The 15,381-nt window shown below is 43.7% G+C and carries 12 protein-coding genes; 4 read left to right on the forward strand and 8 right to left on the reverse strand.

Features of this window, described 5'->3' with window-relative positions; translation table 11 throughout:
* The first annotated feature begins 368 nt into the window (after positions 1–368).
* The 3 genes from WD077_01665 (at position 369) to WD077_01675 (ending at position 6,182) form a co-directional block, all read left to right on the forward strand.
* Positions 369–4,640 carry a PAS domain S-box protein gene (locus WD077_01665; protein MEX0965916.1) on the forward strand — a complete coding sequence of 1,424 codons (4,272 nt, stop codon included), beginning with the start codon at positions 369–371 and terminating at the stop codon, positions 4,638–4,640.
* 104 nt (positions 4,641–4,744) lie between these two features.
* On the forward strand, positions 4,745–5,185 hold the full coding sequence (locus WD077_01670) for a response regulator (protein ID MEX0965917.1): 441 nt from the start codon (positions 4,745–4,747) through the stop codon (positions 5,183–5,185).
* Complete coding sequence (locus WD077_01675; GenBank protein ID MEX0965918.1) at positions 5,169–6,182, forward strand: PAS domain S-box protein; 1,014 nt, start codon at positions 5,169–5,171, stop codon at positions 6,180–6,182. The genes WD077_01670 and WD077_01675 overlap by 17 nt, the downstream gene beginning before the upstream one ends.
* Positions 6,183–6,254: 72 nt before the next feature.
* On the opposite strand, the gene WD077_01680 is transcribed toward WD077_01675, so the two are convergent.
* The 4 genes from WD077_01680 to WD077_01695 are packed head-to-tail and all read right to left on the reverse strand — an operon-like array spanning position 6,255 to position 10,914.
* Complete coding sequence (locus WD077_01680) at positions 6,255–8,192, reverse strand: putative porin (protein MEX0965919.1); 1,938 nt, start codon at positions 8,190–8,192, stop codon at positions 6,255–6,257.
* Positions 8,192–9,601 (reverse strand): choice-of-anchor B family protein, encoded by a 1,410-nt coding sequence (locus WD077_01685; protein ID MEX0965920.1) that lies wholly within the window; start codon positions 9,599–9,601, stop codon positions 8,192–8,194. The genes WD077_01680 and WD077_01685 overlap by 1 nt, the downstream gene beginning before the upstream one ends.
* Positions 9,598–10,416 carry a purine-nucleoside phosphorylase gene (locus tag WD077_01690; protein MEX0965921.1) on the reverse strand — a complete coding sequence of 273 codons (819 nt, stop codon included), beginning with the start codon at positions 10,414–10,416 and terminating at the stop codon, positions 9,598–9,600. Before WD077_01690 ends, WD077_01685 begins: the two co-directional genes overlap by 4 nt.
* Positions 10,417–10,470: 54 nt before the next feature.
* Positions 10,471–10,914: a DUF2147 domain-containing protein gene (locus WD077_01695; GenBank protein MEX0965922.1), complete on the reverse strand. Its 444-nt coding sequence runs from the start codon at positions 10,912–10,914 to the stop codon at positions 10,471–10,473.
* A 110-nt stretch (positions 10,915–11,024) separates the two neighbouring features.
* On the opposite strand from WD077_01695, the gene WD077_01700 reads away from it, so the two are divergent.
* Complete coding sequence (locus tag WD077_01700; GenBank protein MEX0965923.1) at positions 11,025–11,567, forward strand: hypothetical protein; 543 nt, start codon at positions 11,025–11,027, stop codon at positions 11,565–11,567.
* A gap of 8 nt (positions 11,568–11,575) precedes the next feature.
* Here WD077_01700 and WD077_01705 read toward each other — a convergent pair whose 3' ends face one another.
* The 4 genes from WD077_01705 to WD077_01720 all read right to left on the reverse strand — a co-directional run bounded on the left by WD077_01705 (position 11,576) and on the right by WD077_01720 (position 14,795).
* Complete coding sequence (locus WD077_01705) at positions 11,576–12,190, reverse strand: heme-binding protein (protein MEX0965924.1); 615 nt, start codon at positions 12,188–12,190, stop codon at positions 11,576–11,578.
* Positions 12,191–12,366: 176 nt separating this feature from the next.
* Entirely contained in the window at positions 12,367–13,122 is a 756-nt protein-coding gene (locus tag WD077_01710; protein ID MEX0965925.1) for a DUF5995 family protein, read from the reverse strand.
* Positions 13,123–13,326: 204 nt separating this feature from the next.
* The gene (locus WD077_01715) at positions 13,327–13,659 is read right to left on the reverse strand and encodes a DUF3291 domain-containing protein (GenBank protein MEX0965926.1); all 333 of its coding nucleotides are present in this window, start codon (positions 13,657–13,659) and stop codon (positions 13,327–13,329) included.
* Positions 13,660–13,661: 2 nt separating this feature from the next.
* Positions 13,662–14,795, reverse strand: a complete 1,134-nt coding sequence (locus tag WD077_01720) for an acyl-CoA desaturase (GenBank protein ID MEX0965927.1) — start codon at positions 14,793–14,795, stop codon at positions 13,662–13,664.
* Positions 14,796–15,381 lie beyond the last annotated feature (586 nt).

The raw sequence follows: 15,381 nt of genomic DNA on the forward strand, positions 1-15,381 counted from the left end.
TTAAAAAGTAACGGGTAATTCTTAAAATTTTTCTACTTGTTTTTTATACCATGCAACAAATTTCCAGGCCTCTCTAACGGGCCATGAAATTCCGAAACCTTCACGAAATGCAAGTTCCAATAATTGATACCTCCTGGACAAAATCAAAGCAAAATTGCACAAAACCTTACAGCAGCAAGCCAAAAGAAAAATACCTGCTTTAGCACTTCATTCGATGAGATGAACTAAGTTCGCCTGAACATGCGAAACCCGAATCCGCACCAACAGCGGATTTTAAACACCGGACAGATCAAATTTTGTAAATCTCAAGAAGAAAAATTAGCTTTGATTTGCTGACATGAACCGGTCAGCTTTTGAAGTACCAGCAAATGAACAAAACCCCGGGCAACAACAGGTTCCGGACCCTCCTGTCATATAAGCTCCTGGACTCCCCCTCCGAAAAAGAGTATGATGACATTTGCGGTCTGGCTGCACTTATTTGTCAAACTCCCATAGCCGCCATATCACTGGTTACGGATAGTGTAACATTTTTCAAATCACGGCTGGGCTTTGAAATAGCGCAAATTCCTGCGATTCAATCTTTCGACTCTTTTGCGATCCAGCGGCCATCAGAGATCCTGTTCGTAGAAAATGCCCCGGACGACCCGCGTTTCAGCAAAAATCCGCTTGTGGCGGGCGCATCCAACGTAGTTTGCTATATGGGAGTTCCGCTTGTTTCGCCAGAGGGAGATGCGCTGGGTGCACTGTCAGTGATGGATCGCAAACCCAGGAAATTGGACGCAAACCAAATTGAGGCGCTCAAGGCACTGGCACGCCAGGTAGGGCAGTTATTTGAACTGCGGAAAGGCCAGTTAGCACTCAGCCAAAGCAAAACGTCCGTGGAAAATGGATCCAAAAGGCTCACCAACATTGCAGAGACTGCACGCACGGCCACCTGGGAGTGGAATATTGAAACCGGAGAGGTACAAATAAATGATCGCTGGGCTGAAATTTCTGGGCATACCAAGGAGGCACTCCTTCCCATGACTATAGACACCTGGAAAAGAATGATTCACTCCGAAGACCGGCAACTTTTTGACGAAAAAGTAAAGGAGTGCTTAGAAAAAAAGGCTGAACATTACCAGATAAAATATCGCATGATCCATAAAGAAGGAGACACAATTTGGATCAACGATCGCGGAGAAATATCACGCTGGGACGAGGATGGAAAGCCGCTGAGTGTGGCAGGAACACATTCGGATATTTCTCAGCAAAAAATTACAGAGCATCAATTCAACACCATTACCAACAATATCCCTGGAGTGGTATTTCGCTATCAGCGCTACCCGGATGGCCATGACAACCTGCAGCAGGTGAGCAATGGCGCTTTGCAACTCTGGGGATTCTCTGCAGAGGAAGTGATGCGAAATAACAGGGTGGTGTGGGAGCGTTACGATGAACGTGATTTGGAGAGCCATGTCAAATCCATCGAAGAATCTAGCCTCAGCCTGAGTTTTTGGCAGCATGAATGGCGGTATCGCCATCCTGATGGTTCGCTCCGCTGGCATAAGGGTTCCGGAAACCCTTCCCGCCTTGCAGATAACAGCATTATCTGGGATTCTATCATCCTGGACATTACACCACAAAAAGAGGCAGAAGCGCAATTAACCCAAACATTAAAAGCCCTGCAAAAACGTGTAAATGAGCAAACCTGCCTGTTAAATATTTCCGGGTTAAGCCAGATTGACCAAAGCCTTGAAGAATTGCTTCAAATGGCCGTATCGTTTCTTCCCGGTGGTTGCCAATATTCAGATATTACAACAGCAGCTATAAAATATAAAGGAAAGATTTACAAAACAGCCGGACATAGAAAAACGAAATGGCAACTGCAGCGAACAAAACAAACTTTTGAAGGGGAAATACTGGAAATCACAATAGCCTACAAGAAAGAAAGGCCTGCTGCCTTCGAAGGGCCATTCCTGAAGGAAGAACAACAGTTGCTGGAAAGCGTTGTTGACAGCCTGGCACTTAACATCAACCAGGTATTAGTCAGAAAAGCCAATGATATTATTCTCAACGCAACAGAGGAAGGAATTTATGGTATTGATAAGAATGGCCTTTGCAGCTTCATAAATCCTTCTGCAGCAAAAATGCTGGGCTTTACACCGGCAGAATGTATAGGAAAAAATATCAATAACCTCATTCACCAGCACAACGCAGATGAATTTTATGTAAAAGAGGAACGTGATGTTTATCTGGCAAATCAGTTCCGGAAAGGCTTCCAGAATTCAGAAGATATATTTTGGCGCAAGGACGGCAGCCATTTTTTCGTAAACTACTCCTCCACCCCGATATTGGAGAACGGAAAAGTGGAGGGGGCAGTTGTAACTTTTAATGACATTACCGCCAGGAAAAACGCTGAAACGCAGTTGCAGCTTAGCGAAAAACGCTACAGGAGCTTGGTGGAAAATGGAGCTGATGCCATCGTGATATTAGGACCTGATGGCAGTAATTCCTACGTGTCGCCATCTATTACAAAGGTATTGGGATACACTGAGGAGGAGGCCCTGCAACTCAATTTATTTGAGGTTATCCATCCTGATGACCGGGAAGAGGTCTCAATAAAAATGCAGGAGGTAATGCAAAACCCCGGAAAAACACTGGAGGGAGTAAATGCACGGACCAGACACAAAGACGGCTCCTGGCGCTGGCTGGAAGCCAATGTAACCAATTTGCTCCACGACCCGGCTATCAATGGAATCGTGGATAATTTCAGGGATGTAACCGAAATTATTGAACTCCACCATCTCCTGGAAAATGCCAATCAACTCGCGAAACTGGGAGGCTGGGAGTTAAATTTAGACAATAACATTATTTACTGGTCCACCATCACCAAACAAATCCATGAAGTGGAGGAAGATTACATGCCTTCACTGGATGAAAGTTTAAGGTTCTATCCGAATGGCGTAAAAGAGGAAGTTCGCAACATCCTCTCAGAGATTTCTAAAACAGGTGGAAGCTTCGATTTTGAAAGGTCAATTATTACGGCAAAAGGAAATGAACGCTGGGTAAAGGTGATTGGCAATGCAGAGATGCATGATGGAAAGTGCCGAAGAATATCAGGAAGCTTGCAGGACATTAGCCGGCAAAAAATTACCGAGATTGAACTGCAAACGGCTTTTGAAGAAAAAAACAATATTCTGGAGAGCATTGGCGATGCATTCTTTGCAATAGATAAAGACTGGACGGTAACCTATTGGAATAAAGAAGCAGAAAAAATTCTCTTTAAAAAGAAACAAGAAATTGTAGGAGAAAATCTCTGGAAAATATTTAATGATGCCACCGAAACCAATTCTTTTACAGAATATAAGCGCGCTATGGATACCGGTGAAACCATTCATTTTGAAGACCACTATCCCACTACCGGCCAGTGGTTTGAGGTGAGTGCATATCCCTCTGAAAAAGGTTTGTCAGTTTATTTTAAAGACGTAAGCATCCGCAAAATTGCGGAGAAGCAATTCCGACAGTCCAATGAGCGTTTTGAGAAAATTGCCGAAGCCACCAATGATGCTATCTGGGATTTCAACATGGTAGAAAATGAGCTGTTTTGGGGCAAAGGATTTAAAACACTATTTGGACACGACCCGGAGGTGATTAAGCCAAGCTTTGAGCTGATGATAAGCCTGATACACCCGGAAGACAGGCAGGAGGTGATGGAACATATTATGGCATTCACAAAAGACCCGGAAGCCATAAACTGGTTCTTCGAATACCGGCTCAAAATGAATGATGGAACGTATGCTTTTGTAATTGACAGGGCCATTTTTATTAGAGACCGCAAGGGCAAGGCATTGAGGGCAGTAGGCGCAATAACTGATATTTCTTATCGCAAGGAACATGAGGATTCACTAAAAAAACTTAATGCAAAACTCGAAGCCAGGGCGCGTGAACTGGTAATTTCCAATGCAGAGCTTGAACAGTTTGCTTACGTAGCCTCGCACGACTTGCAGGAACCCTTGCGCATGGTGAGCAGCTTCCTCACTCAGTTAGAGAAAAAGTATGGCGAAACACTTGATGACAAAGCCAAAAGATATATACACTTTGCCGTGGACGGGGCCAGGCGCATGAGGCAGATCATCCTGGACTTGCTGGAATTTTCGAGAGTTGGCAAACATGAAGAGGAGCAAGAAACAATTCGCCTGAATGAGGTTACCGATGAAGTTTTAAAACTCCTCCACAGAGAAATTAAAAAATGCAAAGCCACCATTCATGTAAGTCATTTACCAGAGGTCTATTCATTTAGGACTCCTCTCATCCATATTTTTCAAAATCTTATCAGCAATGCCATTAAATATGTAGATCCAAATGAATTGCCGGTAGTCCGGATCATGGCCAGGTCTCAGGGCAACGAATGGCTCATTTCGGTGAGTGACAATGGCATTGGCATCGGGCAGGAATATTTTGACAAGATATTCGTCATTTTCCAGCGGCTCCATATCAAAGAAGAATACAGCGGCACCGGGATGGGCCTGGCAATCGTAAAAAAGAGCGTTGAAGGACTGGGCGGCCAGATTTGGTTAAATTCCGAAGAAGGGCAAGGAAGCACCTTTTATTTTACCCTCCCTCAAAATAACGGATCAGTACTTACTCTCCCTTTATGAAACAAGTGTATTTATAAACACCAGAATTCCGCAATCATGGCAAGCTTCATTAAATGTATTTCAAATGAGCTAACTTTTACTATTAAATTCATAAAAAAATTTTCATGAAATCTATTCATATCTTATTGGTAGAAGATAACGAGGGTGATATTATCCTCACTACAGAGGCCTTAGAGGACAGCAAAATCATTAATACGCTTAGCGTTGTAAGAAATGGAAAGGAGGCGCTCGATTATATTTTTAAGCAGGGAGAATATGCCAATGCACCAAGCCCTGACCTTATCCTGCTGGACATTAATCTGCCATTAAAAAGTGGCCATGAGGTTCTGAGTAAAATTAAAAGTACTGACGCTGTTATGCATTTTCCTGTCATTATGCTAACCACCTCTTCTTCAGAGAAAGACGTGCTCATGTCATATAAACACCATGCGAATTGCTACATCAGCAAACCTGTGGAAATAGGGCAATTTTTAGATGCCATTACAAGCATAGAAAACTTCTGGCTAAATATTGTAACATTACCGTCAAATGCAAAAAGACAATAGTCTGTATAAAATTTTAGTAGTTGAGGATAATCCGGGCGATTTGCTCCTCGTAGAAGACTACCTGGAGGAAGCTATTGTGGCGCCCGTTATTTTAACTGCGCAAAATTTTGAAGAAGCACACGATGTATTAACGCAAGATTCAGGGCAAATTGATGCGGTGTTGCTCGATCTCACCTTACCTGATTTACAGGGAGAACCCCTCATAAAAGAAATCATATCAGTAGCCGGAGAAACACCGATTATTATTCTTACGGGATACACCGATCTGGCCTTTGCCACGCGTTCTATTTCCTGGGGCGTATCGGATTATCTGCTGAAGGACAGCCTCAGTTCCGCAATGCTTTATAAAAGTATTTTATATAATATAGAAAGGAACAAGTACCTGGTGAGCCTGAAGGAATCGGAGCAGCGCTACTCCGATCTGTTTCACCTAAGCCCGCAACCCATGTGGGTTTATGATGTGGAAACCCTGGAATTTATGGATGTAAATGATGCGGCAGTTAATCAATATGGTTATTCGCACCAGGAATTTGTAAACATGACCATCAAAGCCATCCGTCCCAAATCCGAAATACCCAAAATGGAGAAAGGAGTAGAACAGGTAAGGGCAAATGACAAGCTTTTCTCACAAGGACAATATTTACACAAAAAGAAAAACGGGAAGTTAATTATTGTGGAAATTCGCAGTAACATAATTTATTATAATGGACGGAAAGCTGAAATAGTACTGGCTTCAGACGTTACTGATCGCCACAAACAAATACAAGCCATAGAGGAACAAAATAAAAAGCTCCGGGAAATTGCCTGGACCCAATCCCACAAAGTACGTGCACCAGTGGCTCGCATCATGGGCCTGCTGGAGATTTTAACTGACAAGGACAATACACCAAGTGAAAATAATGAATTACTGCGATATTTAATGGATTCAGCAAAAGAACTGGATAACATCATCCGTGAAATTGTTTCAACTTCGCATAAAATAGATTCCCCGGAATAGTTTGCAATTTCAGAATCCTCGCTTTCCATTAAAAGAAACTGAAATTCATATAAATATCCGGTATTTGTTTTTTTAATTAACAAATTCCCATGCTAAACCAAAAACAAAATTCCTGGGTTTTAATGGATAATTTGGAAGATAAAAATAACTACTGCCGGTAAACTCCTGGTTGGCATGTTCTAGTTTTGCAAAAATCCTGAACCGCGTGATCTCGGCATTAAAGAAAACATCAAAATGTGGATAATTGCCAACGGTAATGCTGTCCTGCAAAGCCAGTTGAGAAATGGGAGGTAAATACCTGGCTGCCTTGTAGGCTGTATTATAATTCAATATAACTCCCACCTGGATATGAAATTTATCTTTAATAATTTGATCAAAAGCCAGGGTAGTATTAATGAGAAAATCAGGCAGGCGCAGCAGATCATTTGAAAGTACAGGCTGATACAACAGCACATTATCCATTACAAAATGTTTGGTTTTAAATACCTTTTGCAGTTTGAGTTTCAGATATGGAATGGCCTCATTTGCCTGAACCGGAATTTCGGTGCTGTCAAAATATGGGTAATTGCCGATGCGCATAAATTCGGCTGTGAGCGCAGCATTTTCCTTCGCATTGACAAAACCACCGAAAAGTCGCTGATGATTCACCCGCTGCAATTCCTGTAACCAACGGTAATGATTGGAACTGTAATACTGAAAGATAAATGGCACTGAGGTCTGCGCTGCAGAAATTCCCGCCATCAGATTCCAGTTTTTATATACAGGATATTGCGCCTGAGCTTCTCCGTGGTAATTTCCGGACAGATAGCCTGCGGTATGAAGGGAAGCGTGGGTCTTAACCCTCAGCCGCTCAAGCCGGAAATGAAATCGCCCCTGAACTTGCAGTTGATTAGTCGCAAATTCCAACGAAGAAGAACCCACCTCATTGTAGGCATGGCTCACTGTAAACGCCAAAAGCCAGGGCCGCTCCCTGAACACCGTTACGCTGTCAGTATCCCGCACGGCACGATAAGGTGCCGAAGAAAGCGTGAATTCATTGCGCAGCTCGGAAAAAAAGATAGAATCACTGGTAGCGAGCGGATTATCATAAATGTGCCTGTAAAATGCTGAATCCGGAGCCTCGTCTTCATATTGATGTTTTGTTTGCCGGTACTGAAATGCGTGGCTCAGGTAGAAGGATGGAAACAGCTTTTTGCGCGTCAGGCTATCAGCCGGACTAAAGATGCTTTTGTATTTACCGAAATAATAATACTGTTTTGCAAAAAGTTGGGTTTCCCGCCACTGCTGGCTGGCACTGCCCAGGTTCACGTTCATATTGATTTTATCAAAGGCAGAAAGCGTATCAAATAAGGGCTGGCCAAATTTGGATGATCCGCTGTCGCTGATGAGCGGGTTGATAATACCGCCATTTTCCTGTGTACGATACCTGTTTACGATAACGTTGGCGAGGAGCCGGTAGCGCTGGTTTTTCGTCTGGAAATTATTGAACAGTGCTATTTCAGTACTGGCTGTGCTTTGCTGCTGATAATAGCCCTCTGACCCTCCTCCCCGTATCTTCAGGCCAACATTCCATCCCGGATTTATATTGCGCGTATGCAGCGCCTCCAGGATCTGAAGGTTGGTACCTCCGCCCTGCACGTAATACAGGCGGGTGTAAGGAGTAAAGGTATTGTAATATCGAATGTTCTGCCGGGTGGTGCGATACAGATCCCATTGATTGAATCCCAGTTCGAACTGCTGGCCGGGCATCTCATATTGCAGCGGGAAAGCCGGGCTGCCATAAACCGAAGTATGCAGGTAGAAACGGGCCCTCGCATAAATAGGATCATATTGGGCAAAGTCAACGAGCAGGCTATCCTGAACCTGAAGTGAATCGTAATGAATATCAATGAGTTCCTCGGTGGTGAATAACACCCGGACGCTGTCATCCGGCACAGCCGTTTCCTGGGAATGGATAGCGGTGTGAGAAGCAAGAAATAAGAATAGCAGGAGTACCCGTGAAGCTGTCATCAATCAGCTTTCAAAATTCTGAAAGATTTTGTGAATTCTTCTCCGCTTAGCGTAAGGATATACATTCCCGGATACAGGAACTGCCGTGTACCTACCTTCCACCGGTTTTCCCCTGAAGGAAATCTTCTTTCCAGAGAGAACAATTCCTGCCCCAAAAGGGTGTGCATTGACATTTGCATTTGCTGATCCACGGACAATTCAAAAACCAGCGAGAAATGATCAATAAATGGATTGGGGGATAGAATTGCGTCAGGAAATTCTTCTTTTGAAGGCGTATAATACAGCGTATCCAGTTTAAGAAGAAAGAGCCCATTTTCAAGATCGGAAGCTGCTATGATCCCGGATGGAAAAAAGGGATAAATTCCCCAGCATCCCAACATGCCGCCATACCCGGTATTTTGTGGGTAGGTGTCATACGCATCAATAAATTCCGGTTCTTCAGGATTTGAAATATCAAAAACCACCACGCCTTCATGGTAATAGGAAATATAAAGATATTCATCGCGGATGAAAGGATTGTGCGGAATAGAACCTTCATTCCAATTATAACCCAACAACGATTTTAATTTCAGGTCAGTAGGATCAGAAGCATCAAATAGTTTGAGCCGGGTATGGTGGGTTTCATCCGCCATGATCAGCAGCTTGCTGTTCGCAGCGCGCCAGGAGCTGTGATTATATCCCTGGTCAGGATAAATTTGCAGATCCGTTATGAGTTTTGGGTTCACCGGATCGCGGTAATCGTAGATCATAAAACCGTCATCGCCTACCGAGCAGTAGGCCGTGTCATTCTCTACAAATACGTCATGTACTTCTGAAAACAGCGGATCGCCTCCTACTACGGGCGGCTTTAAACGTGAGATAAGGACAGGATTCACAGGATCATCAAGAGACAGCACTGCCATTGGAGCATACCCTGTAGGAGTTGCATTATCAGCGAGATAAAGGCGGCTGTTTTCTACAAAAATATTGTGCGTCTGAATGCTGAACTGGTTGCTGTCATAAACCTTGTGAACGGAATCAGGCAAATAGCTGAGATCGAATATCTGGAGGGAACTGTTGTTTTCATCCGCCACCGCGTAGCAATAATTCAGGTAGGTTTTAAAATCGCGGTGAATACAGCCCGGAGCTTTGCCGGCCTCTACATCGCATAGCACGGGTTTTTCAGGATCGGTGATGTCGAAAAAGTAAATGCTGTCATAGCTGCCCATTATCACGAACTCACGTCCCTGGCTATCTACCCATCCCCATATATCATTGAAAATTTCGCTTCCTCCCGGACTGAGATCTTCATTATTCCAGTTTGCCTGAAGCTTCAGTGAGCGTACCATTTCCACTTCTTCCTGCGCACTTGCAGTAAAAGCAAAAAGCATCAGCAATAAAAGGAGCGTATTTCTAAAGAAGTTGATCATAAGGAGGAAATGAGCGCCTTGATGAGTCGCGTCATTTTGGGTTCGGTTTTCTGCGCAGCGGCAATGACGTCTTCAACCGTAACCGGTTCGAGAATTTCATGCCAGCCTTCATCAGTCACCACGGATATAGCAAAACATTTCAGCCCCATTTGCACCGCTACTAAAACTTCCGGTATGGTGCTCATTCCCACCACATCTGCCCCCATCACCTGGATCATCTTGTATTCTGCTGCTGTTTCCAGATTTGGCCCCTGCACGCTTGCATAAGTGCCCACATGGATCGGGATCTTGTTTTCCCTCGCAATGGCAGTTGCCTTCCGGATCATTTCGCGGTCGTAAGGCTCATAGAGATCAGGGAACCGCGGACCAAGCTCAGGATAATGGCGGCCCCGCAAAGGGTTTTCCGGCAATAGATTGATGTGGTCATTCAGCACCATCAGGTCGCAAGTGCGGATGCTGGGATTTACCGAGCCACATGCATTGGATACGAAAAGCCGGGAAATGCCCAGGAACTTCATTACCCGCACAGGAAACGTGACTTCTTCCATTGAGTAGCCCTCGTAATAGTGAAACCGGCCCAGCATGGCCACCACTTTTTTCCCGCTCAGCATACCGAATACCAGTTTGCCATGATGGCTTTCAACCGTGGAAATTGGGAAATGCGGGATTTCGTCATAACTCAGAGAAGTGATGATCTCCACCTCTTTAATCAAGCCGCCAAGGCCGGTTCCCAGTATGACTCCATACTCCGGCTCAAAGTCAGTCTTGCTTTTAATAAATCCAACAGTCTCAGTAATCTTTTGAATTAAATCCATTTTTCATCTTTGAAATTATCAGGGCAGAATCCACCAGAGCTTTTGAAACCCTGATCATTTTACGCGGGTCCAGGTTTGAGAACGACCCAGCAGCGAAAACCCCAGATAACCTCTCACTGTCAGTGTATTCGCATCCTCCAGCGTTAATTCGCAGCTATATTCCTTACCTGAAGAGGGGTCGTAAATATCCCCATCTTCCCATTTGTTGCCACCTTCATATTCCAGATTGCTCAATATTACCAGTCCTTCCAATGGCCGGCTACGGAGTTCTGTTTCAGGGTTGTTTTTGTCACGTTTGGGTTCACCCTCATCATTTAGTGGTTGGGTCAAATCAGCAAGCTTTCCAAAATATTTGTTGCCTTGTCTGTAAATCTTCACCTTGGCCTTCTTGTCCTCAGTCCACCAAAGACCGGCTATATCATTGGCAGTTTGTGCGGCAGTTTTAAGCGGTATCTGAAAACAGACAAAAAGCAAGATCAGCAAGAAATGGTTTTTCATTTTTATCAAGTTTTAAAATTAATAGCCAAACAAATGGCAATATAAATCTGTCAAAGGAAATTTTTCATCTTTGCACCCGTTTTCTGCATTTACCCATAAAAAATCTCCTTGTGAAAAGTTTTCCCATCATTACTGTTATAGGTCTTTTGTTTTGTATTTCTTCAGCCACAGCACAAGAGGGCCAGGAAGATACCGCAATAATTTCCACGGTAGATTACAAATACGCACTTGGAGTGCGCGGTGGAGCCGTTACAGGTTTCAATGCCAAAATGATGATTGCGCCCCAGGATGCCATCGAAGTAATAGGAGGTTCAGGCTGGAAATATTCCGGCTTGCAGCTCATCGCGTTGTACGAACGCCACGCAGGTGCTTTCCAGTCTCACGTGGATGGGATGAACTGGTTTTTTGGAGGTGGATTGCATACCGGCCTTTATGACAATGTTTCTTATAAGAACATAAACAGGGATGTGCCCTCCAAAAGCGGGGACTATTTGGTAGTGGGAATAGACGGGATCCTGGGTATTGAATATTTTATCGGTGAAATTCCATTCACCCTGGGGCTTGACATCAGGCCTACGCTGGACATTGTTCCCAAACCGGATTTTTTCCTGGCCGGAGCCATCTCCATCCGCTATGCATGGGGCCGGCAATAGTCCGCCAATCAGCCCTTCGGATGAAAATCTTTTAAGCTCACAGCCACCGCATTCTCGCGCTGCACGAGCTGCATCGGGTCGTTGTATATAAAGTATTCAAAGGCCTCTTCGTGCGCAATGTTGCGTCCTTCCAGAATGCTCATCAATTCCTGCTGTTTGCTGAAGAAATCAATCTTATCAGCCCGTCCTTCAAATTTCAGCAAGGCTTTATAGCTCCCTTCGGTTTTATGAATATTGATCTTATTGGAAAGCGGCCGTGGCAGCTTATCCATCGCATACTCTTTCGGCAGCACCAGGGTCATCGTTCCTTTGCCTGAAGCATCATCATATTGCACAACCATAGGCTTGGTCATCTCAATTTCCTGGCGCACATCGTTTTTCCCGGAAAGGTAGCCATATAGCGTTTTAAAGCCCTTTTTGAGCATTTCTTTGTAGCCACCAGTTCTTACTACTGTGGCCATGACCACAGGCGGATAGTATCGTATCTCAAAATCCTGGGTGCCTTCCACGCGGCTGCTGGGTCGTTCAGCCGTGAATTTATTGGTAAGAACTTTTTTGGCCTGCCATGCGGCAAAGACAGCAGAACCAAAAAGGGCGGTTTTAAGCAGCGTTTTGAATCGCATAATTTTCGTCATTTGGATTTGCAGCTAAGGAACACGCTCCCGAACCGGATTGTTTGAAAGCCAGCCCCAGCATAAAAGAACCCCGCAAAAGTTTATAGTTAAATATAAATATTAAAAATAAATTTATCCAAATAATTTAAATTCTATTGCCTATTGCAAAAAGCCAATTAAATAAATCATTCCTGTAAGGTAGCAATTACCTCTCGCATATCTTTTTCCTCAAAATGAGTAATTAGTTTTAATGCTAAATTTAAAGGTAAAAATCCCGGGTTGATCATTTTGTCAGCCAGTCGGGCATACGTTTCATCAGCCTGGATGATGCGCTGCTCCTGCTCCGCATTGCAAAGTGGAAATAGATCACAGGCCAGGTCCCACGCACATTGCCGGGCCTTTATCATGCTAAAGCCCATAAGCTTTTCGTCAGTCCTGTGTCCGATTAAATCTAGCAACACCATGAGCCTTGAGACCTTTCCGACCCGCCTTTGTATCTCGTTCACCAATCCTAAAAGAATGAGATTCACGGTAAAAAAATCATTTTTCAATGCCTGGAGATCGCCCCCGGCTGAAAAGGCCGAGACAGCTATTCCCAAATCGAGGTTGATGTGGGCATTCATCCCCAGCATTAAGTGCTGAACAATTGACAAATCTTTGTGGGATGGCTCAAATGATCTTTGCCAGCAAAGCCTTACCGGGCGGTCTTCCACGTAATTGTAATAAGCATCCAGGTATAATTCTGCAAAAACAATATCGAAGAGCGCCATGCGGCTATTGTCCTCGAATCGTTTTTCCAGCACCGCCTGCTTAATGGCGCTGGTCGTCCTGCGGTAGGCATAAGCAAAAATTCCGATCGGACTATTTGCCTGAAGTTCCCGCGCTATGATGAGGTCCAACTCCTCAAGGACGTCATCAATGGTATGTAGGTTCCGGTCCATTTGCTTCATTAATGGGCGAAGCTAAGGATGGCGAATGAAACGGGATCAAAAAATCCACAGAACCCCAGGTGGCCTGCCAGCATTTGCAGGGGATCAAACTTTAAGTTATCGAAGATCATTGGGCTAAATCGAATTTATTTTCCCAAAATTATTAAAATGATAATCAGATAAAAATAAAGAGCTATTTCTATTTCCTTTAAAAATTCAGTATTTGATCACTCTGCCTTTCTCCAGTAGCGTAATGGCGGTTTTCCAGTCAGGTAGGGTATCGGTATCCAGGGTCGTGGTTCTGATTTCCCGGGCAATTTCATGTGCCTTTTTCATTGCCTGCAAGTGGGCACCGATAGTAGCAAACTCCCTCATATCCTCCTCAGTTTCCCAAAGTGTCATGGTGTAATGTTTTGTCCACCATCCTCTTTTCTTAAAGCGGATACATTTGGTGGCATTTAGTTGCCTGACAATTTTCATTGCACTGTATGACAGTGCAAAAAACCTGAACGGATCTTTGAGTTCTATTGAAGTGATAACAACTTTCACTTTTACCTGTCAGCTTTGGTAGCAGCGGCTGCAAGTGCAAGCCTGTCATACTTGCCGGTTCCCAATTGATTAAGCAGCGAAAAATGGCTTCTTAGTGCACCGAAAAAAGTTTTGTGCTGATAATAGGGCACATCAAATTCCTCAGCCGTTTCCTTAACGATTGACGAAATTCTTTTGTAATGAACATGGCAGATATGAGGAAAAAGGTGATGCTCAATTTGAAAATTCAAGCCACCAATAAGCCATGAAAACCATTTGCTGTTATTTGCAAAATTGGCCGTAGTACGCATTTGGTGAATGGCCCAGTTATTTTCCACGCCCCCGGTTGGGTCCGTTTCATAAAAATCAGTTTCCTGAATAACATGGGCAGATTGAAAGATAAACGCCAGCAGCAAGCCGCTGATGAAGTGCATCATTAAAAAGCCCAAAAGCACCTGCCACCACGGCAATGCAATTAAAATAATTGGCAGACCCAGGGTTAGTGCAACGTACCAAGCTTTATTAAAAAGCACTTCCCGAAAAGCCTTTTTAAGGGTAATTCCCTGCTTTGCCAAAAGTTTAGTTTTGCTATATTTTATCACCGATTCAAAATCCTTGCTCAGGAACCAATAAATAGTCATTAGCCCATAAAAGAAAGGTGCATAAAAAGCCTGAAACCTAAAGTACTTTTTTCTTTTTTGATTGGGTGAAAAACGCATGATCGGCTTCTCAATATCTGAATCGTAGCCATCAATATTGGTGAAGGAATGGTGCAGCATATTGTGCTGAATTTTCCAGTTGGTATGATAGGCTCCGATAAAATTAACCAGAAACCCCAATACGTTATTGACCTTTTGGTTGCTTGAATATGAGCCATGATTTGCATCATGCATAATCGCCAAACCAATTCCTGACATTCCCAGGCTCATCAGAACCCACATGAGCATAACCGGCCAAAGGGTGGTTACCACACCCGTCAGCATAAGCCCGAAAGGGACAAAATACAGGGCAAGCATAAAGGCTGTTTTTGCCTTCATGTCGAAGTTGGCGTGCCTGGAAAGGTTGTTATCTTTGAAATGTTGGTTTACCTTTTTCCGCAACTCTTTGATGAATTCCGGCCGGTCTTCCATGTTAAACTTTACTGCTGGGATACTCATAAATTCTTGTGGTAGTTGATTTTAGCTTCAGGAAGGCTGGTTTTACCGATCCTGAATGTCACCGCCTTTGATGTCCCCAAAGTTACCATATATGTACCATGTTTATGTTTCGGGGCAAATAATTTTGATTTGATCAGAGAAAATCACGTTTCCAGTCATTGGGTGTTTTCGAAGGGGACAACCGCCTCCCCGGCAGAGTGTCTGCCGGCTCATAAATTTTCCAGCCTCCCAAACGCTGCCTTCGTTCAAGACGCTACGGAACCATCAGTTATTTTTTCCGGCCTTTTGTTATTCTCAAACATTAAAAACAGAAGTCTCCCTAAAAGCAGTTTTTTATCATTATGAAAATTACTATACCCTTTTATTTTTTGATGAATAAACATTAAAGGAAACATAACAAATAATAACCATTGAGAAGTGCTTTGCTTCCTGTCTATTTCAACTTTTGCGGGTTTAAATCTGTGTTTTACAGCTACATAGTTATATTGATCCAGTGTGAGAGAAGCGACATGCTGGAGGCCGTTATAATTTTTTAATAGGTATAGGCTTTTAGATCGCAATTCTAAAGTGCTGATTTAATTCGTTT

Source organism: Bacteroidia bacterium (genome assembly GCA_040880525.1).
Lineage (GTDB): Bacteria > Bacteroidota > Bacteroidia > CAILMK01 > JBBDIG01 > JBBDIG01.

Coding starts and splice junctions, on each gene's coding strand:
- WD077_01675 (MEX0965918.1), top strand. CDS start 5,169: ATGCAAAAAGACAATAGTCTGTATAAAATTTTAGTAGTTGAGGATAAT.
- WD077_01680 (MEX0965919.1), bottom strand. CDS start 8,192: ATGACAGCTTCACGGGTACTCCTGCTATTCTTATTTCTTGCTTCTCAC.
- WD077_01690 (MEX0965921.1), bottom strand. CDS start 10,416: ATGGATTTAATTCAAAAGATTACTGAGACTGTTGGATTTATTAAAAGC.
- WD077_01720 (MEX0965927.1), bottom strand. CDS start 14,795: ATGAGTATCCCAGCAGTAAAGTTTAACATGGAAGACCGGCCGGAATTC.
- WD077_01710 (MEX0965925.1), bottom strand. CDS start 13,122: ATGGACCGGAACCTACATACCATTGATGACGTCCTTGAGGAGTTGGAC.
- WD077_01665 (MEX0965916.1), top strand. CDS start 369: ATGAACAAAACCCCGGGCAACAACAGGTTCCGGACCCTCCTGTCATAT.
- WD077_01685 (MEX0965920.1), bottom strand. CDS start 9,601: ATGATCAACTTCTTTAGAAATACGCTCCTTTTATTGCTGATGCTTTTT.
- WD077_01695 (MEX0965922.1), bottom strand. CDS start 10,914: ATGAAAAACCATTTCTTGCTGATCTTGCTTTTTGTCTGTTTTCAGATA.
- WD077_01670 (MEX0965917.1), top strand. CDS start 4,745: ATGAAATCTATTCATATCTTATTGGTAGAAGATAACGAGGGTGATATT.
- WD077_01705 (MEX0965924.1), bottom strand. CDS start 12,190: ATGCGATTCAAAACGCTGCTTAAAACCGCCCTTTTTGGTTCTGCTGTC.